The organism is Curtobacterium sp. MCBA15_005 (assembly GCF_001864855.1).
Lineage (GTDB): Bacteria > Actinomycetota > Actinomycetes > Actinomycetales > Microbacteriaceae > Curtobacterium > Curtobacterium flaccumfaciens.
Genome location: NZ_MJGL01000020.1, coordinates 16,066 through 34,610 on the forward strand (window position 1 = coordinate 16,066; position 18,545 = coordinate 34,610).

Sequence of the window (18,545 nt, forward strand, 5' to 3'; positions counted from 1 at the left end):
AGCCCGTCCCGCCGTCGCAGTCCGCCTGGCAACAGCAGCCGGGAGGCCCGCAGCAGTGGTCGGGTCAGCCCGCCCCCGCCGCGCAGCCGTCCGATGCGTTCGGTCGCTTCCTGCGCTCCGTGTCCGGTCGCGACTGGCTGGCGGCCGTGCTCGCCGCCGTCGGCGGTTGGGTCGCGGCGTACGTCGTCGCCGGGCTCTCACTGCTCATCACCGTGGGCCTGCTCGCATCCGGCGGCAGCGGTCCGGCCGCTCCGTCCACCGGGTCCGGCACCGACCTCGGCGCGGGCTCGGCCCCCGACGTGGAGTCCCTGCTCTCCGGCGTGAGCGTCCTGCTCGGTGCGCCGGCGCAGCTCGTGGCCCTCGCCGACCTCGGCCGTCTGCACCTGTCCGGGTCCATCGGGTTCCTCGGTTCCGGTTCGGGCTCGCTCGCCGTGGTGCCCGCGCTGGTGCTCGCCGCGCAGGTCGTCCTGGCCGTCGTGCTCACCCGCCGGATCCGTACGCGTGGCCTCGGTCGCACGCAGGTGCTCGTCACCGCGGTGGTCTCCGGCCTCGTCACGACCGTGCTCACGAACGTCGCGGCCGCCCTGTTCGCGATCCGGTTCCCGTCGGTGTCCGGCGCGGTCATCGAGCCGGTGCACGCCGTCGGTGTCGGGAGCATCCTCGGCGCGTTCGTCATCGGCGCCCTGGCCGCGCTCCTCGCCCGGCCCTCCGTCCTCGCTGGTGGCAACGTCTTCGCCGCCCGCCTGCTCGGCACACTGCGTGTCGCCGCGTCGCAGCTCACGGTCCTCGTCGTGCTGGTCGCCCTCGTCGTCCTCGTCGTCGCCGTCATCGCCCAGCCGTCCTTCGGCTCCGCGTTGCCGCTGCTGCTCGGCAACGTCGCGGTCGGGCTGACCGCGCTGGGGTTCTTCGGTGGTGTGGGGACCTCCGGCTTCGGGTCCGCCAGCGACACCGCCTCGGTGTTCGGTGGGGCCGGCGGCTGGACCTGGCTGGTCGTGCTGTTCGTCGTCGTCACCTCGGTCGTGGCCGGGCTCGCACTCGCCGTCCGCCGCAACGACCGGATCCGCACCACCCTCGACTGGGTCGTCACGCCGCTGGTGTGGTTCGCACTCGGTCTGCTCTTCTTCGTCCTCGGCACCGGCGTCGCCTCGTACCAGGTGAGCAGCACGAGCTCCGTGGACGCATCGGGGTCGATCGGCGTCGCGCCGTGGACGCCGATCGTCTTCGCCCTGTGGGGCGGCGTGATCGAGGTCGTCGCCCGGTACCTCGCTCCGGTGCTCCTGCCCCGCCTCGGTGGTGCCGCGGTGCTCCGGACGTCGCGACTGGTCGGGGCGGACCCCCGCCCCGTCGTGCCGCAGGCGTTCCCGGCCGGGCCCGTCGCCGGTCCGGGTGCCCCCGTGGCACCCACCGCCCCCGTCGACCCGTCCGCTCCCGGTGCTCCCGCCGCGCCCGGCGCGCCTGTCGCCGCCGGCGCTCCGGCCGCCGCCGACGCTCCGGCCGCCGCCGCGTGGAACACTCCCCCGGCCGACGGCCAGCAGGCACCGTACCCGCCGGCCGGGTCCGGCCAGGAGCCCGCGGACGGCCCGCAGTCGAACTCCGGCGCGCAGCCGTCGTACGGGTCGCAGCCGCCCTACGGCACGCAGCCCCCGTACGGCGCACCACCCGCCTACGGGTCGCAGCCGTTCATCGGCGGTGGTGCCCCCGCTCCGGCACCGATGTCCCCGCGGTCCAAGAAGATCCTGGTCCGTTCGCTCATCGCCGGCGGCGCCGTGATCGTCGTCGTCATCGCCGGCGCGGTCACGACGAGCGTCCTCCGCGCCAACGTGTGGGGTCCGGCCCCGACCGTCAAGTCCTACGTCCAGGCCATCGCCAGCGGTGACGCCGACACCGCCGCCGACCTGAGCGAGGTCCCCGACGACGCCGCGATGCTCGACTCGAAGGTGCTCCGGAGCGCGAAGGACCGCCCGTCGGACATCCGCGTCGGCCGGGTCGCCCGGACCGGTGACACCGCGATCGCCACCCTGAGCTACACGCAGGACGGCAAGAACCGCTCCGGCCAGGTGTCGTTGCGGCGCACGGGCACCTCGTTCCTGGTGAAGGACGAGTGGCGTGTCACGCAGCCCCTCGCCCAGCAGGTCACCCTGACGGCCTCCGACGTGCTCGAAGGTGCACCCGTGACCGTCGGCGGCAAGGAGATCGGGAAGATCAGCGAGGGCAAGTTCACGTCCCTCGCCTACCCCGGCACCTACCAGGTCTCGGTCGGCGGGACGAAGTACTTCACCGGCGGCACCGAGAAGGTCTCCGTGGGCACGGCCACGTCCGGCTACGTCGACTTCGCGCCGAAGGCGACCAAGGCACTCGAGCAGGACGCCGAGCAGTACGTGACCGACCTGATCGACGACTGCGCCGAGAAGACCGAGCTCCGGGCCCTGAGCGGTTGCCCCTGGTACGGGCCCTACGACGCCGACGGGGGCGTGCAGTACGACGTCACGTCGAAGCCCGAGCTGCAGGTCGAGGCGTCCCGCGCCGGCACCGTGATGGTGACGAGCACGAAGGACGGGAGCGTCTCGTACAGCTACACCTCGTACCTCGGTGACAAGAAGCGCGGCGAGGATTCCTTCGATGTGAACCAGTACCTGAAGGTGGAGGACGGCAAGCTCGTCTCCGCCTACTGAGCAGGAGCCGACTGAGCGGCTCCGCAACACCGCGACGGCCGACCCGGGATCTCCCGGGTCGGCCGTCTCAGTAGGCTGACGAGCATGGTCAGGACACGGGCGTGGTGCAAGGGCGACACGGTCGAGCGGGACTTCCCCGTCGACCGGATCTCCGACCTCGTCGCCGATCCGGACACGTTCGTCTGGATCGACTACACCGACCCGACGTCGGCCGACCTCGAGCAGATCGAGGAGGAGCTCGGCATCCACGCGCTCGCGGTCGAGGACGCCGTCGAGCACGGACAGCGGCCGAAGCTCGACCGGTACCGGGACAGTCTGTTCCTGGTCGTCTACGACGTGGGCGGCACGGACGACGAGGGCGACCTGATCACGCACGAGGTCAAGGCCTTCGTCACCGAACGGGCGCTCGTCACGATCCACGGGTCCGACGTCGACACCACCCCGATGGAGCACCGGCTCACCGCGAACTCCGACATCGCCGAACACGGCGTGCCCTGGCTCGTCTGGGCGCTGCTCGACGCCGTCGTCGACCGGGCCACCGACACCGTCGAGGACCTGGAGCGGCAGATCGACGCGCTCGAGGACGACCTGTTCGAGCCGGGCGACCCCCGTGAGCAGCAGATCCAGCGGCGGTCGTTCCGGCTCCGCAAGACCCTCGGGGTGCTCCGGCGGCTGGTCGTCCCGACGCGGGACAGCGTCGCCTCGTTGCTGCACGGTGACGCGGAGACGATCTCGAACGGCATCCGGCCGTACTTCCGCGACGTCGAGGACCACCTGGTCTCGATCGCCGACTCCGTCGAACAGCTGCGCGACGCGGTGTCGAGCGTGCTCGACACGACCCTGAACCTGGCGTCGAACCGGCAGAACACCGTCATGAAGAAGGTCACCAGCTGGGCGGCGATCATCGCGATCCCGACGGGGGTGACGAGCTTCTTCGGGCAGAACGTCGAGTTCCCGGGCGAGGGTGCCTGGAGCGGGCTCTGGGCGTCACTCGCGATCATCACCGCGTCGTCGCTCGTGCTCTACCGCGTGTTCAAGACCCGCGACTGGCTCTGAGCGCGCAGGGCTCCGGCACCCGAACGGTCCGAGGCCCCGCCGACGTCAGAGCGCGAGCGCCAGGACCCCGGCGACGACGGTGAGCGGCGCGACGATGCACCCGAGCGCCATGTACCGGCCCCACGACAGGTGCACGCCCTCGGCCGACAGCCGCGCGTGCCACAGGAGCGTCGCGAGCGAGGCCCACGGGGTGATGAGACAGCCGGCGTTCACGCCGATGAGCAGGGCCGCGTACCGCACGGCCTCGTGCCCGGCGGCAGGTTCGAGCACCAGGTACGCCGGCAGGTTGTCGATGCCGTTCGCCGCCACCGCGCCCGCACCGCCGAGCAGCAGCAGCGGGCCGGTCCCGGTGCCGCCCTGCAGCGCGTGCACGATCGGGTCGGTGATGCCCGTCGTGTGCAGCGCCTCGACCACCACGAAGAGCCCGGCGGCGAACAGCAGGGTCGACCACGGCACTCGGGACACCCGGAGTTCGGACGGGGACCGGAACGCCGCGACCACGACGAGCACCACGGCGGCCAGGACCGCAGCGATCCACACGGTCACCCCGGCCGTCAGGGCGACGACGAGCGCGACGAGCACGGCGGAGGCCGCCCAGAAGAACACGGGGTCGCTCGGCGTGCGGACGGACACCGGCGAGTAGCGGCCGAACAGCTTGCCCCGGAACACCACGAGCAGGACGATGCACGGCACGACCACCCCGGCGACCGCGGGCCAGGCCATCAGTCCGGCGAACGGCAGCGGGCCGCCGAGCCCCATCCGGTCGACGGCGAGCAGGTTCGTCAGGTTCGACACCGGCAGCAGCAGCGAGGCGGTGTTCGCGAGCCAGACCGTGGTCAGGGCGAACGGCATCGGGGGCAGTCCCACACGCCGTGCGAGCGAGATGACGATGGGGGTGAGGAGCACCGCGGTGGTGTCGATCGACAGGAAGACGGTGCAGAGCACGGCGAGCACGACGACCGCACCCCAGAGCCCGATGGTGCGTCCGCCACCGACCCGGGCGGCGACGTCGGCGAGGCGGTCGAACACTCCGGCGTCCGCGGCCAGCTCGGCGACGATGGTCAGTCCGAGCACGAACCCGAGGACCGGCAGGACCCGGTCGGCGAGCACGGCGAGGTCGTCGAGGGGCAGCAGCCCGAACACGACGCAGACCGCGCCGACCACGAGCAGGGCCGCTCCGATGACCGCTTGACGCACGAACACTCCTCTGGCAGACACCGCGGCAGGGTGACCGGCGGCGCTCCAATGTACGGGCCGGTAGCGTTGTCAGCACGACGACAGGAGGCCTCTGTGCGCAAGTTCATGTTCAACGGTGCGGTGTGGAGTTCGCTCATCAGCGGCTACAGCGTGCTGCAGACCACCCGCCAGGGACCGCGCGACTGGCGGCTCGCGCTGACCTGGGTCGCGTGGCTCGCCACGACGATCGTGGCGATCGGCACGGTCGTCGAGGACGACCGCGCGGTCAAGGCGCGCCAGTAGGACCAGACGCGGCAGGCGGTCGCAGACGCGACCGGACTGACGAAGGGGAGGCACGGTGCCAGCTGGCACCGTGCCTCCCGTTCGTCGTCCTGGTCGTGCAGGGCACGCCGATCCCGTCACCGGGTCAGCGCTCGGACTCCGGGATGCCGGAGGTCTGGATCGGTCCGGTGAAGAGCGCACCGCGCTCGTCGTCGCCGAACAGCTGCGAGTCCCCCTCTGCCGGGCGTCCGCGTCGCCGCGGCGCCGTCGCGCTCGGCTCGGTGAGCTGCACCCGCTGGACCGGCAGGGCGTCCGGGTGGGTGCGCTGGATCCACTCGACCATCTCCTCGCGGACGTAGCAGCGGAGGTCGAACAGGCCACCGGCATCGGGTGCGGTCACGAGGATGCGGACCCGGACGAGTCCCCCGACGGCGTCCGTGACCTGGAGCACCTTGACCCGGCGGTCCCAGATCGTCGAGGTGTCGAGGATCCGGTCTAGCTCCGCGCGCATGTCGGCCGGGCTCACCCGCCAGTCGAGGTCGAACTCCACGGCGCCGAGCAGCTCACTGCCGGTCCGCGTCCAGTTCTCGAACGGCGTACTCGTGAAGTACGTCGACGGCAGCACGAACCGACGGTCGTCCCACAGGTGCACGACGACGTAGGTCAGGGTGATCTCCTCGATCCGGCCCCACTGCTGCTCGACCACGACGACGTCGTCCACCCGGATCGACCCGGAGAACGCCAGCTGCATGCCGGCGAACACGTTGCCGAGCGTGGACTGCGCGGCGAGGCCCGCGACCACGGAGATGAGGCCGGCGCTGGCGAGCACGCTCGCACCGGCCGCCTCGACCCCGTCGAAGGTCAGCAGGATCGCGCCGACCGCGATGATGACGAGCACGGCGACGGTGAGCCGCCGGATGATGAGCACCTGGGTGCGGATGCGACGCGCCTGCCGGTTGTCGGGCACGTCGATGCGGAAGCGGTGCAGCCCCAGGTCCTCGAGGAAGATCGCGACCTGGCACGCCAGCCAGCACCCGGTCGCGATCGTGACGATGAGGAAGGCGTGCGCGACCTCGTCGCGCCACGGGTAGGCGTCGGCGTTCCGCGGGATGCTCGACGTGAAGGCGATCCAGAGCAGGACCACCAGCAGCACGGTGCGGAACGGGTGCTTCGTCCGTCGCGAGAGCACGCCGGCCCAGCGTTCCCGGCGCGCGATCGCCCGGAGGACCAGGTGCAGGACGAGGGCGACGACGGCGGTGACGAGCAGGGCGAACCCGATCGCGACGAGGAGTCGGAGGAGGATGTCCATCCCTCCATGCAAGCAACGGACGACGGTCGTCGTTCAGGATCGGGCCACCGTCGGCTGTGTGGACGTTCAGCAGCTGCGGTTCGACCGAACCGGGGTTTGCGTGACGGCCCGGTCCGGTGCGCATGTAGGTTCTCTCGCATGACAGCGCAGAACGACACGGGTGGCAACCGAGCGCCGGCGAACGACTTCTCGCACGAGCAGGAGGGCTACCAGCACGGTCTGAAGCCCCGGCAACTGCAGATGATCGCGATCGGCGGCGCGATCGGCACCGGCCTCTTCCTCGGTGCCGGTGGACGCCTGCACACCGCGGGCCCCGCGCTCGCGCTGACCTACCTGGTCGCCGGGATCTTCGCCTTCTTCATCCTGCGGGCCCTGGGCGAGCTGGTGCTGCACCGCCCGTCCTCGGGGTCGTTCATCTCGTACGCCCGCGAGTTCTACGGCGAGAAGTTCGCGTACGCCGCGGGCTGGATGTACTTCCTGAACTGGGCGATGACCTCGATCGTCGACACCACCGCCGTCGCGATCTACCTGCAGTACTGGTCGGCCTTCACCGCGGCGCCGCAGTGGCTGCTGGCGCTGATCGCCCTGGTCGTCGTCCTCGCGGCGAACATGGTCGCCGTGAAGGTGTTCGGTGAGCTCGAGTTCTGGTTCGCCCTGATCAAGGTCGCCGCACTGGTGACGTTCCTCGTCGTCGCGATCATCTGGCTCGTCTTCGCGTTCCCGGTCGAGGCCGGTGGCGAGGCCGTCCGGACCGGCTTCTCGATCTGGGGTGACAACGGCGGGCTGTTCCCGAACGGGCTGCTCCCCGCGGTCATCGTGATCCAGGGTGTCGTCTTCGCCTACGCCGCGATCGAACTCGTCGGCACCGCGTCGGGTGAGACGCAGAACGCCGAGAAGGTCATCCCGCGCGCGATCAACTCCGTGGTCTTCCGCATCGCGGTCTTCTACGTCGGGTCGATCGTCCTGCTCTCCCTGCTGCTGCCGTACACGGCCTACAAGGAGGGCGAGAGCCCCTTCGTGACGTTCTTCTCGTCGCTCGGCAACCCGCACGTCGGCGCGATCGTCGGCGGCATCATGAACTTCGTCGTGCTCACCGCGGCCCTGTCGTCCCTGAACGCCGGCCTGTACTCCACCGGACGTGCGCTCCACTCGATGGGGATGAACGGTTCGGCGCCGAAGTGGACCACGAAGATGTCGAAGGGCGGCGTCCCCTACGCCGGCATCCTGCTCACCGCGGCGTTCACCGTCGCGGGCGTCGTGCTGAACTACTTCGTGCCCAGCCAGGCGTTCGAGATCGCGCTGAACATCGCCAGCCTCGGCATCATCACCGCGTGGGGCACGATCATCCTGTGCCAGATGCGGCTGCGCCAGTGGGCCAAGCAGGGGCTCGCGAAGGAACCCTCCTTCAAGCTCCCCGGGGCACCGGTCACCGCCTGGCTGACCCTGGCGTTCCTCGCCTCGGTCATCGTCCTGATGGCGATCGACTACCCGGTCGGCACGTACACGATCGCGTCGCTCGTCATCATCATCCCGCTGCTCGTCGTCGGGTGGTTCCTGCAGCGTGACCGCATCCTGCGCATCGCCGCCCTGCGCGAGGGCGTCACGGGCCCCTACCCGATCGGTGTCCGCGACCCCGCCGCCTCGGTACGGCGCGACGGCGACGGGAGCTAGCGCTCCGCTTGTCCCCGGAACGCAAGGCCCCCAGCGCCGAACACGAGCGGTCCGGCACCCGTCGCTACCATCAGCGGGTGCCGGACCGCTCTGTTTCTCCCACCCTCGACCTGCAGCTCAGCTGGCGAGGTGCCTACGGACGCCTCCGGGTGTTCCCGGATCGTCTCGAGGCCGAGACCGACTACCAGCGCGAGACGCGCACGACGGTGCCGATGGACGCGGTGCAGGGGTGGCGCCTCGGACCGTGCGACGAAGACGCCGTCTGCGTCGAGTTCCTCGCCGGGCAGGACACCTACCGGGTGCTGCTCGACACCCCGGACGAGCAGCTCGCTTCGCTGGCGATCCGGAAGGTGCTCGGCCCGCCGCTGGAGTCCTGAGGACGCCGGTGCCGGGTGCCCGGGTCAGTCGTCGGTGTCGACGCGGTCGGTGACGACGTCACCGGAGCCGGCGTCGATGCGCACGCTGTGCTTGGTGCCGGACGAGTCGAGCACGTTGCCCTCCCAGACCACCGCGCCGACGTGGTCGTCGAGTCCGAGTTCGGTCACGGTCCCCGCGTGCAGGTCCTGGAAGGCGTCGACGGCCTGCTTGACGCTCAGGTCGGCGGCGGCGACGAAGCGCTCGTGCTCGGCCTTGTCGTCCGCGTCGGCGGCCTCGGTCTGCGGGGTGCCGACGACCGAGGTGCCGTTGGCGTTCGTGTGCACCTCGTGCTCGGTGCCGTCCTTCGTCACGACCAGGACCTCGTAGGCGGAGGCGCCCTGCTCCTGCTCGACCGAGATGACGGTGCCCGAGCCGACCTCGCCGCGTGCGGTGGCGACCGCTGCGAGCAGGGCCGTGTTCGAGCCGGTGGACGCGACGCCGGACGCACCGGACGACGACGAACCGGAGCCCGACGAGTCCGTCGCCGACGAGCCGACCGAGCCGGAGCCGGCCGAGCCGGTGTCGTCGTCGGAGTCGTCGCTGGCGCAACCGGTGAGTGCGAGCGCCGCGACGATCGGCAGGGCGGCGAACGCGGCGATGCGGCGGGCGGAGGGCTTCTGGTGCTGGGTGCGGAAGTTCATGTGGACGAGCATCGCGTCGGGGTGCTGAAGCAGCCCTGAAGCCGCCTGTTCAGCCGCCGAGTGCGATGCGGACGACGAACCGCGCGCCACCGAGCGGGGACGTGACCACGGTCGTGTCGCCGCCGTGCGCCCGCACGGCGTCGCGGACGATGGCGAGGCCGAGCCCCGCGCCACCGGCGTCCCGGCTGCGGGCCTCGTCGAGACGGACGAACCGCTCGAAGACGCGCTCGCGCTCGTCCTCGGGGACGCCGGTGCCGTCGTCGTCGACCGTGAGCACCGCGGACCCGTCGTGCTCGGTGAGCGACACGGCGACGCGTGTGCTCGCGTGCCGGACGGCGTTGTCGACGAGGTTCCGGACCACCCCTGCCAGCACGCGCTCGTCGCCGAGGACCCGCGCTGCCGAGATCGCCGAGCCGTCCACCCGGACCGCCGGGGCGTCGCCGTCGCGCGCGGGCGCGTCACCGGCCGTCGACCGTGCTCGCGCGCGGGCCACCGCGTCCAACGCCAGGTCGTCGAGGTCGACGGGGCGCCGCGTGCGGATCCCACCCTCGTCGAGGCGGGAGAGCTCGAGCAGCCCGGTGACCAGGTCCTGCAGGCGCACCGCCTCGGACCGGACGACGTCGGCGAGGTCGGCCGCCTCGGTCCGCTCCGGGTGCGCGACGGCGACCTCGGCGTGCTGCCGGATCGACGCGATCGGCGACCGGAGTTCGTGGGAGGCGTCGGACACGAAGCGCCGCTGGCTCGCGGCGGAGAGTTCGAGGCGGTCGAGCATGGCGTTCATGGTGCTCGCGAGCCGGGCGACCTCGTCGCCGGTGTCCGGCACCTCGACCCGGGCGTCGGGACGGGCCGCTCGGATCGTCTCGACCTCGGTGCGCATCTGCTCCACGGGCCGCAGCGAGCGACCGGTGACGGCCCAGGTGACCGCGACCAGCACGAGCACCAGCACGGGCACCCCGACGGCGAGGAGCACGACGGCGGTGCGGACCGCCGTGTCGGCCTGGTCGAGCGTGGTGCCGTAGACGAGCGTCGCCTCACCGCCGCCGGGCAGGTCCACGTCGTCCGCCACGAGCAGCCAGCGTTCGCCGTCGTGGGTCCACCGGGACTCGTCGGCGGTGGGCAGGGCGGCGCCGTCGGCGTCCTCGCCGTGCGCCAGGACCGCCCCGCCGTCGCCGATCACCTGCACCAGGACGTCCTCGTAGCCGGTCACCGCGGCCGCACCGTCCGTCTCGACCCGCGAGGACACCTGCTCGAGACCGGCCTCGGCCGAGGTCCGCACGCCGTCGAGCAGCACGAGCCGCAGCACGACGACGAACGCTACGGCGCCGAGGACCAGGGCCGCGAGGACGACCACCCCGGCGCCGAGGGTGGTGCGGGCACGGACCGACCGGGGGCGCCGTGGCCTGCTTCGTGCGGGCCCGCTCGCACGGGGGTTGACCGGCCGCTCAGCCACCGTCCGCCGCCAAGCGGTACCCGGCGCCACGGACCGTCTCGATCGCGGCACGCCCGAACGGCCGGTCGAGCTTCCGGCGGAGGTGTCCGATGTACACCTCGACGATGTTCGGGTCGCCCTCGAAGTCGACGTCCCAGACGTTCTCGATGACGTCGCGCTTCGACCGGACCTGTCCCGGGTGCCGTGCGAGGTACTCGAGCACGGCGAACTCGCGGCTGGTCAGCTCGACGGGGGTCTCGCCCCGGGCCACGGTGCGCGCCGCGGGGTCGACGACCAGGTCGCCGAGGGTCAGCACGGTGGGGCGCTCGCGGGCACCCCGTCGGACGAGCGCCCGGAGCCGTGCGACGAGCACCGGGTGCGAGAACGGCTTGGTGACGTAGTCGTCGGCCCCCGCGTCGAGCGCCTCGACCTGGTCCCACTCGCCGTCCTTGGCGGTCAGCATGAGCACGGGGGTCCAGTCGCCGTCGGCGCGGAGCTGCGCGCACACGGCCCAGCCGCTCAGGCCCGGCATCATCAGGTCGAGCACGATCGCGTCGTAGCGGAACTCACGCGCGTGCCACAGACCGTCCACGCCGTCGTTCGCGACGTCGACCGCCCACCCCTCGGCCTCGAGGCCGCGGCGTACGCCGTCGGCGAGCCGGACCTCGTCGTCGACCACCAGCACCCGCATGGGGTCGATCCTGCCGTGCCCCGCTGAAGCAGGGCTGAAGCGGCCGGCTCAGACCAGCAGCAGGATCCCTGCGATCACCGACGCGACGGCGATCGCGAGCGCGATGAGCAGGAGCACGAGGTGCACCGTGTAGAAGGTCGTCGGCTTGCCGGCGGCGTCGCGGGCACGAGAGTCCTTCGCGACGCGCTGGAAGAAGCGCGGCCAGGCGACGACGTTGAAGACGGCGCCGATGAACAGGACGACTGCGGCGAAGACGAGCACGGGACGATCCTACTGAACGCCGGTCTCGACGATGCTGGTGCCGCGATGCCGGGCGGGTGGTGCTCGGCCGCCCCCAACGCGGCCGAGTCCCGACCCGGCAGGCCACAGGATCTGTAGCACCTGCTACAGACTCTACACGGCCTGTCCGGCAGCGTCGAGGGACTACGCGGTCTCGAGCGCGGCCTCGGCGTCGGCGAGGGCGGCACGCTCGGCGTCGGACAGTGACGCCCGCGCACGCCGGACGCCGTCGTTGATCTCGACGATGCGGCGACTGAGCCCGGTCGCGGGGTCGTCGGTCGGCGGGTAGGCGTTGTCCACCCCGATCCGTTCGTGCAGCGGCGCCAGGCGGCGCAGCGCATCGTCCACGCGGCGGGCCCGGCGCCGGCGGGAGACCCGGTGGCCGACGACGAGCAGCAGCATGCCGGATGCCACGCACAGCACGGCTCCCGGCGTGGTGACGTCGTAGGGCAGCGAGAGCGCGTGCGTGACGTCGAGGTCACCGGCGACGTGGGCGACGTCCATCACGACGACCACGACCATGCGCACGACCCCGAGCACCCCACCGAGGACCAGGACCCACAGCCCCACCAGGTCGGTGGTCGTCCGGGCTTCGCGGAGCCGGAGCACGCAGATGAACCCCGTCGCGCCGAGGGCGACTCCGAGGTAGACGGTCTGCGCGATCGAGTAGACGGTGGCCGCCGGGTGGGAGCCGGCGTCGAGCATGAAGGTCGTCGTGGTCGCGGGCTTGTCGAGCACGGTGAACGCGACGACGACCACCACGACGACCACGGCGAAGGACACCACGACCGCGTTCCGGAGCCAGGGCCGCGCAGCACCGACCGCCTTCGCCACGCCCCACAGCAGCGTGCTCGTGCCTGCCACCATGAGGCAGTCGCTGACGACGGTCACGACGTTGTACCCGCCGAGCAGCGGGTCGAGCCACCGGTACAGCGGGTCGACGTTCGTCACGATGGTGGCGGCGAAGAGCAGGAACGTGAACGCCAGCGTGCGGTCCTGCCCGCGTTGCAGGACCAGCAGCACGATCGTCCCGACGATGAGCAGCACCGCCTGGACGACGGCGATGATCACCCGAAGACCCCTCGGAAGGCGCTCGGGCGGCCGCGGTGCTGGCGGATCACGGTGGCCAGACGGTCGGCGAAGACCTCGGCCTCGTGCTCGTAGGTGTTCGAGAACATGCCCCGGGCCAGCGCACGCTCGACCTTGTACTCGGGCAGGTCGGGGATGACGTCGCGGATGTACGCGCTCTGCGGGGCGTGCTCCTGGTGCCGGTGCAGGACGTGCCCGAGCTCGTGGCCGATGACGAACGACCGGAACGTCGGCGAGGCCGTCGGTGAGATCATCACGAGGTGCGCGTGCTCGAGCGTGGCCACGAAACCGCACACGGGCTCGGTGGCCAGGAACGACTCCTCGCGCACCACGATCGGCTTGCCGACGACGTCAGCGGCGGCGGCGACGGCCTGGTCGACGTCCGACCACCCCTCGGCGGCACCACGAGCCCAGAACGCCTCGACGAGGGCGTCGGTCATGCGACACTCCCCCGCTGCGATTCCTCCTCGAGCACCTCGGCGATGCGCCGCAGCGCGTCGGGTGAGAGTTCACCGGGGAAGGTCCGGGCCGCGAAGCCGCTCACGCGGGCGGAGCGCAGGGACCGGACGAGGGCGAGCTGGGCACCGATCCGTTCCGGTACCTCGCTGTCCTCGAGCAGGAAGCGCTCGTCGACCTCGAAGTACCCGGCCAGCAGGCGCAGGAGCTCGGTGTCGCGGTTGCGGCGACCGTCGCCGGAGAGCATGTAGGTCCACTTCGCCCGCGACAGCGACCCACCGTGGGCCGCGACGTACTCCTCGATCGAGGAGAACGGCACCGGGGCGCCACGCTGGGACTCCTCGAAGTCGAGGAGCAGGTTGAGGCGGCGCGCGAGCTCGGCGGCGTCGAGCGCCCCGCCCTTCAGATCACCCGTGTCCATGTCGGACTCCTCCCCAGCCGTCTCCGCGCGAAGTGTGGGTCCGGCGCGTGGACGCCATGCTAGCGCGGGTGCCCGGTACGCGCGCCGCTACCCTCGTGGGCATGCCCCGCCGCTTCCCCGCCACCGTCGCGGCACCGGTCGAGCACGAGATCGTGATCACGAAGTCGCGCTTCATCACCACCGTCGCGCCGGTCTCCGGCGTCGAGGACGCCGACCGCGTGATCGCCGAGGTCCGGCGGCGGTACTGGGACGCCCGGCACAACTGCACGGCGATGGTCACCGGCGTGCTCGGGGACCAGGCCCGTTCCTCGGACGACGGGGAACCCTCCGGCACCGCGGGCGTCCCGATGCTCGAGGTCCTGCGACGCCGCGGCCTGACCGACGTCGTCGCGGTCGTCACGCGGTACTTCGGCGGGGTGAAGCTCGGTGCCGGCGGACTGGTCCGGGCCTACTCGACCTCGGTGTCCGAGGCGCTCGACACGGCGGTCCTCGTCCGCCGCGAGGCCCTGACGCAGGTGCGCTTCGACGTCGACCACGCCGACGCCGGGCGGCTCGACAACGTGCTGCGCGACTGGGTCCGGCACCACCACGCGACGCTCGGCCCGACCGAGTACGGGCAGGCGGCGACCTTCGAGGTGTGGGTCCCCCACGAGGCGCTCGGCGCCCTGACAGCCGACCTCGCCGCCGCGTCGGCCGGTTCGCTCGAACCCGTCATCGGCGAGGAGCGGATCGTCGACGTCCCCGCCGACTGAATCCGCGGTCCCTGCACACCTCGGGCGTGTCTCCGCTTCGGGGTGGAAACCTGCCCGGAACGCACGAACGCCCCGACTCGATGAGCCGGGGCGTTCGTCCTGCGGTGCACCCCCTCGGACTTGAACCGAGAACCCACTGATTAAGAGTCAGTTGCTCTGCCAATTGAGCTAGAGGTGCATGTTCCGGCTTCCGTGCCGCAACGGGAATCAACAATAGCATGGGTTTCGCGCGCCCACGACCACTCGTGGGCGCACGACGCGAACAGGAGCACCATGACCGACCGTCTCGTCCCCGGCGACACCGCCCCCGACTTCACGCTGCCCGACCAGGACGGTGTGGAGCACTCCCTGGCTGCCCTTCGTGGCAAGAAGGTCATCGTGTACTTCTACCCGGCGGCGTCCACCCCGGGCTGCACCACCGAGGCCTGCGACTTCCGCGACAACATGTCGTCGCTGCAGGCCGCCGGCTACGAGGTCCTCGGCGTCTCGAAGGACGAGCAGGCGAAGCTCAAGACGTTCCAGCACGAGCAGGCGCTGACCTTCCCGCTGCTGAGCGACCCCGACCTCGCCGTGCACAAGGCCTATGCGGCCTGGGGCGAGAAGAACAACTACGGCAAGATCGTCACCGGCACGATCCGGTCCACGATCGTGGTCGACGAGGACGGCACCGTGCAGCTGCCGCTCTACAACGTCAAGGCGACCGGTCACGTGGCGAGCCTGCGGAAGAAGCTCGGCCTGGTCTGAGGACCGGCCACGCACTGGAGGCCCGGTGCCGGTTCTCGGAACCGGCACCGGGCCTCCGGTGTGTGGCGGACCAGACCGCCTACTCGGCCGGACGCGCGAGCGCGGCCGTCACCGACCGCGACAGCACCAGCGTGATGCCGAGCAGGGCCGGGACGAGCAGCAACCAGCCGACCGCGGCGACCCGGAAGACGCCCTGGAACGCCCCGATCGCGATGGCGCCCTGCAGCACCTGCCAGACGATGATGCCGGAACGCACCCAGGCCCGGCCCTGCCACAGGCCGTTCAGCAGCGCACCGAGCCAGAGCGCGGCGATGGCGACGAGGACCGTGAGGGCGATGCCGGAGGCGATGCTCGTGGCCGGGGCGACGAGCAGTTCGACCACCAGGACGACCGTCACCACCACCAGCGCGAGGAACTCGAGGCCGACCACGGCGAGCAACCCCAGCATCGCCGGCGACCGGCGCGCGACGGGTGCGGAGGGATCGGTGTCGTTCGGGGTGTCGTCGTGCACAGTGATCCTCCAGCATCGGAACCCTTGATTTGGCCCTACCAGTATGGAACGATATTGGAGGTCGTTTGGACGGCACGATGTGGTGTGCGTCTCCCGTGGTTCATCGCTCCTCCCCCGAGCGTCTCGCGGGCGTCAGACACGCTTCCTGCGGACTCCTCCCCACAGTTGTCCCCTCCATGCCGCATGCATGGTCAGCGTTCCGATCCCCCGAACCACGGCCCCGGCCTGCCGTTCGAGCATCGACATCAAGGAGCACCACACATGGACTGGCGTGACAAGGCTGCCTGCCTCACCGCAGACCCCGAGCTCTTCTTCCCCGTCGGGAACACCGGGCCCGCCGTCGACCAGATCGAGAAGGCCAAGTCGGTCTGTGCGCGTTGCACGGTCACCGAGATGTGCCTGCAGTACGCGCTCGAGAACAACCAGGACTCGGGTGTCTGGGGTGGTCTCAGCGAGGACGAGCGTCGTGCCCTGAAGCGCCGCGCCGCCCGCGCTCGCCGCGCGTCCTGACCCCGGTCGTCTGACACCACGACGCCCGTCGTCCCCTCGGGGGCGGCGGGCGTCGTCGTGCGCGCGGGGCGGGCGCGGCGCAGCGCAGCTGCGCACAACCAGAATGCGTCCGCGCCACGTGATCGGCTTGTGCGGATGCATTTTGGTTGTGCGGACGTTCGCGCAACCGCCTGGAGGCCCGCTGCCGGTCCGCCGTGCAGCCGCCGCGCCTCCAGGCGGTCGCGTCGCGAGCTGCGACGGAGTCCGCAGGGCTGGCCGTCGGCGGACACGACCAAAGCGAACCCGCGCCACACGAGCGCAGGGCGCGGATGCACTTCGGTTGTGCAGACGACGAGCGCGCCACCCGCTGGGCGGCGTCAGGCGGGGGCGGTCAACCAGCGGAACGGGATGGTGATCGTCACCTCGGTGCCGCTGCCCGTCAGGGTGTGCCAGTCGATGGTGCCGCCGAGCTCGCCCTGGATGAGCGTGCGGACGATCTGCGTGCCGAGGCCCGAACCGACCTTGCCCTCGGGGAGCCCCACGCCGTTGTCGCGGACCTCGATCTCCAGGTGGTCGTCGAAGCGGCGCGCGACGATCTCGACCTCGCCGTCACGGCCGTCCAGCCCGTGCTCGACGGCGTTCGTCACGAGCTCGGTGAGGCCGAGGGCGAGGGGCGTTGCGGCCTCGGACGGCAGCACCCCGAACTCGCCGGTCTTCTTCGGGTGCACGGTCGTGTTGTGCGACGCGGCGACCTCGGTGACGAGCTTGAGCACCGAGTCGAACACCTCGTCGAAGTCCACCGTCTGGCTGAGGCCGCTCGACAGGGTGTCGTGCACGACGGCGATGGCGGCGACGCGGCGCATGGCGTTCTGCAGCGAGGTCCGCGCTTCGTCCGAGTGCGTGCGACGCGCCTGGATCCGCAGCAGGGACGCCACCGTCTGCAGGTTGTTCTTCACGCGGTGGTGGATCTCGCGGATCGTGGCGTCCTTGGTGATGAGCTCGCGCTCCTGGTGCCGCAGCTCGGACACGTCGCGGCAGAGCACGATGGCACCGATGCGCTCACCGTGGTCGCGGAGCGGGATCGAGCGGAGCGACACCGTGACGCCCTTCGACTCGATGTCCGCCCGCCACGGTGCACGGCCGGTGACGACGAGCGGCAGGGACTCGTCGACGTCGAGCTGGGCGCCGATGAGCTCGGTGGTGACCTCGGCGAGGGACTTCCGCTCGAGTTCCCCCTCGAAGCCCATGCGGTTGAACGCGCTCAGGCCGTTCGGGCTCGCGAACGTGACGATGCCGGCGGTGTCGAGGCGCAGCAGGCCGTCACTGGCACGGGGCGCACCACGACGGGGGCCCGCCGGCGCACCGAGGTCGGGGAAGTCACCGGTGGCGATCATGCCGAACAGGTCGTTCGCGCTCGCGGTGAAGTTGAGCTCCTGGCGGCTCGGGGTCCGCATCTCGTCCTGGTTGGAGTGCCGGGTGACGACCGCGATCGGCCGCTCGGTGGTCTCGGCGCTCTTCGCGCTCAGGCGGCGGAGCACCGGGATCGCGCGGACGCGGGTCGGGGTGTCCTCGTACCAGTCCGGCTCGGCGGAGTCGACGACCCGTGACCCGGCGAAGCTCTCGGTCACCTGGCCGCGCCACTCCTCGCGGATCTCCTGTCCGACGATGTCGCGGTAGAACAGCGTCGCCGCGGAGCTCGGCCGGGCGTGTGCGACGGCCACGAACGAGCCGTCCTCGGCCGTCGGGACCCAGAGCACCATGTCGGCGAACGACAGGTCGGCGAGGAGCTGCCAGTCCCCCACGAGCAGGTGGAGCCACTCCACGTCTGCTTCCGAGGAACGGCCTTGCGCGAGGACGAGGTCACTGAGGGTCGACACCCAGCCAGTCTAGGTCCGACGCCTTGTGGAGAACGTCGCCCTCTCCACAGGGTGGAACGGTTCGTATTTTGCATGTTGCACGCCCCATACGCTCGCTCCAACGACGGAAGGGGCAGGGGTGGCAGAGCAGGCACGCCGCATCGATCACGGCACGACGACGCACCCACCGCCGTTGCGGATCGTCGAACCGCCGCCCGAACCCACCACGGCGACCGGTCCCCCGGACCCGGCAACGACGGCACGAGCGCTCGGGCTCTGCGTCGCCGAGGTGCTCACCGGCGCGCGGGAGGTCGACAGCATCGCCCGGTGGATCAGCGACGACGTGCAGCGGCACCTGCAGCAGCGGGCCGCGGTGGCAGCGCACGCGCGGGGCTCCGGTCGGCGGGCACGCGGGCGCCCGGTGCTCCGGGTCGGCAGCGTCCTGGTGTGCCGCCCCGCGGCGGGCGTCGCCGAGGCGACGGTGGTCGTGCACACGCGCAGTCACGCGCGAGCGGTCGCCATGCGACTCGAAGAGCGACACGGACGCTGGCAGGCGACCGCGATCGGGGTCCTGTAGCCGGGCGGCGGACGGACGGGAGGCCCG

At 71.4% G+C, this 18,545-nt stretch carries 19 protein-coding genes, 1 tRNA gene and 1 pseudogene; 9 read left to right on the top strand and 12 right to left on the bottom strand.

Annotated elements, in window-relative coordinates:
• Window positions 1–2,672, top strand: a pseudogene (locus BIU89_RS10485) (hypothetical protein); the annotation flags it as partial.
• A gap of 84 nt (window positions 2,673–2,756) precedes the next feature.
• Window positions 2,757–3,728, top strand: coding sequence for a magnesium transporter CorA family protein (locus tag BIU89_RS10490; protein ID WP_071246402.1), 972 nt, complete (start codon window positions 2,757–2,759; stop codon window positions 3,726–3,728).
• Between the two features lie 45 nt (window positions 3,729–3,773).
• On the opposite strand, the gene BIU89_RS10495 is transcribed toward BIU89_RS10490, so the two are convergent.
• Window positions 3,774–4,925, bottom strand: coding sequence for an SLC13 family permease (locus tag BIU89_RS10495; protein ID WP_071246425.1), 1,152 nt, complete (start codon window positions 4,923–4,925; stop codon window positions 3,774–3,776).
• Between the two features lie 93 nt (window positions 4,926–5,018).
• Here BIU89_RS10495 and BIU89_RS10500 point away from each other — a divergent pair, with 93 nt between their 5' ends.
• Window positions 5,019–5,207, top strand: a complete 189-nt coding sequence (locus BIU89_RS10500) for a hypothetical protein (RefSeq protein ID WP_027466522.1) — start codon at window positions 5,019–5,021, stop codon at window positions 5,205–5,207.
• Window positions 5,208–5,331: 124 nt separating this feature from the next.
• On the opposite strand, the gene BIU89_RS10505 is transcribed toward BIU89_RS10500, so the two are convergent.
• Window positions 5,332–6,495: a mechanosensitive ion channel family protein gene (locus BIU89_RS10505; protein ID WP_035808876.1), complete on the bottom strand. Its 1,164-nt coding sequence runs from the start codon at window positions 6,493–6,495 to the stop codon at window positions 5,332–5,334.
• Between the two features lie 138 nt (window positions 6,496–6,633).
• Here BIU89_RS10505 and BIU89_RS10510 point away from each other — a divergent pair, with 138 nt between their 5' ends.
• Together BIU89_RS10510 and BIU89_RS10515 are read left to right on the top strand one after the other, a co-directional pair.
• Complete coding sequence (locus tag BIU89_RS10510; protein ID WP_071246404.1) at window positions 6,634–8,166, top strand: amino acid permease; 1,533 nt, start codon at window positions 6,634–6,636, stop codon at window positions 8,164–8,166.
• A gap of 77 nt (window positions 8,167–8,243) precedes the next feature.
• Entirely contained in the window at window positions 8,244–8,543 is a 300-nt protein-coding gene (locus tag BIU89_RS10515) for a hypothetical protein (RefSeq protein WP_139178965.1), read from the top strand.
• Between the two features lie 24 nt (window positions 8,544–8,567).
• Here the strand turns inward: BIU89_RS10515 and BIU89_RS10520 are convergent, their stop codons facing one another.
• The 7 genes from BIU89_RS10520 to BIU89_RS10550 all read right to left on the bottom strand — a co-directional run bounded on the left by BIU89_RS10520 (window position 8,568) and on the right by BIU89_RS10550 (window position 13,589).
• A complete protein-coding gene (locus tag BIU89_RS10520) occupies window positions 8,568–9,224 on the bottom strand; it encodes a PepSY domain-containing protein (protein ID WP_175475003.1) in 657 nt (218 codons plus the stop codon).
• A gap of 49 nt (window positions 9,225–9,273) precedes the next feature.
• On the bottom strand, window positions 9,274–10,575 hold the full coding sequence (locus tag BIU89_RS10525; protein ID WP_071246410.1) for a sensor histidine kinase: 1,302 nt from the start codon (window positions 10,573–10,575) through the stop codon (window positions 9,274–9,276).
• A gap of 91 nt (window positions 10,576–10,666) precedes the next feature.
• Window positions 10,667–11,344 carry a response regulator transcription factor gene (locus BIU89_RS10530; protein ID WP_071246412.1) on the bottom strand — a complete coding sequence of 226 codons (678 nt, stop codon included), beginning with the start codon at window positions 11,342–11,344 and terminating at the stop codon, window positions 10,667–10,669.
• Between the two features lie 48 nt (window positions 11,345–11,392).
• Entirely contained in the window at window positions 11,393–11,605 is a 213-nt protein-coding gene (locus tag BIU89_RS10535) for an SCO4848 family membrane protein (protein WP_071246414.1), read from the bottom strand.
• A 162-nt stretch (window positions 11,606–11,767) separates the two neighbouring features.
• On the bottom strand, window positions 11,768–12,694 hold the full coding sequence (locus BIU89_RS10540) for a hypothetical protein (protein ID WP_071246416.1): 927 nt from the start codon (window positions 12,692–12,694) through the stop codon (window positions 11,768–11,770).
• Window positions 12,691–13,152, bottom strand: coding sequence for an ImmA/IrrE family metallo-endopeptidase (locus BIU89_RS10545; protein ID WP_071246418.1), 462 nt, complete (start codon window positions 13,150–13,152; stop codon window positions 12,691–12,693). The genes BIU89_RS10540 and BIU89_RS10545 overlap by 4 nt, the downstream gene beginning before the upstream one ends.
• Entirely contained in the window at window positions 13,149–13,589 is a 441-nt protein-coding gene (locus BIU89_RS10550; RefSeq protein WP_051596928.1) for a hypothetical protein, read from the bottom strand. The genes BIU89_RS10545 and BIU89_RS10550 overlap by 4 nt, the downstream gene beginning before the upstream one ends.
• 101 nt (window positions 13,590–13,690) lie before the next feature.
• On the opposite strand from BIU89_RS10550, the gene BIU89_RS10555 reads away from it, so the two are divergent.
• The gene (locus BIU89_RS10555; protein ID WP_071246421.1) at window positions 13,691–14,341 is read left to right on the top strand and encodes a YigZ family protein; all 651 of its coding nucleotides are present in this window, start codon (window positions 13,691–13,693) and stop codon (window positions 14,339–14,341) included.
• Window positions 14,342–14,446: 105 nt separating this feature from the next.
• Here the strand turns inward: BIU89_RS10555 and BIU89_RS10560 are convergent.
• Window positions 14,447–14,519 (bottom strand) — tRNA-Lys (locus tag BIU89_RS10560).
• A gap of 95 nt (window positions 14,520–14,614) precedes the next feature.
• On the opposite strand from BIU89_RS10560, the gene bcp reads away from it, so the two are divergent.
• Complete coding sequence (bcp, locus tag BIU89_RS10565) at window positions 14,615–15,085, top strand: thioredoxin-dependent thiol peroxidase (RefSeq protein ID WP_027466512.1); 471 nt, start codon at window positions 14,615–14,617, stop codon at window positions 15,083–15,085.
• Window positions 15,086–15,164: 79 nt separating this feature from the next.
• Here bcp and BIU89_RS10570 read toward each other — a convergent pair whose 3' ends face one another.
• On the bottom strand, window positions 15,165–15,596 hold the full coding sequence (locus BIU89_RS10570) for a hypothetical protein (RefSeq protein ID WP_035808873.1): 432 nt from the start codon (window positions 15,594–15,596) through the stop codon (window positions 15,165–15,167).
• Between the two features lie 261 nt (window positions 15,597–15,857).
• Between BIU89_RS10570 and BIU89_RS10575 the strand changes: the two genes are divergently transcribed.
• Window positions 15,858–16,106 carry a WhiB family transcriptional regulator gene (locus BIU89_RS10575; protein WP_017888820.1) on the top strand — a complete coding sequence of 83 codons (249 nt, stop codon included), beginning with the start codon at window positions 15,858–15,860 and terminating at the stop codon, window positions 16,104–16,106.
• 356 nt (window positions 16,107–16,462) lie between these two features.
• Here BIU89_RS10575 and BIU89_RS10580 read toward each other — a convergent pair whose 3' ends face one another.
• Entirely contained in the window at window positions 16,463–17,962 is a 1,500-nt protein-coding gene (locus BIU89_RS10580; protein WP_027466510.1) for a sensor histidine kinase, read from the bottom strand.
• Window positions 17,963–18,080: 118 nt separating this feature from the next.
• On the opposite strand from BIU89_RS10580, the gene BIU89_RS10585 reads away from it, so the two are divergent.
• Complete coding sequence (locus BIU89_RS10585; RefSeq protein ID WP_083404311.1) at window positions 18,081–18,518, top strand: Rv3235 family protein; 438 nt, start codon at window positions 18,081–18,083, stop codon at window positions 18,516–18,518.
• Window positions 18,519–18,545: the final 27 nt, after the last annotated feature.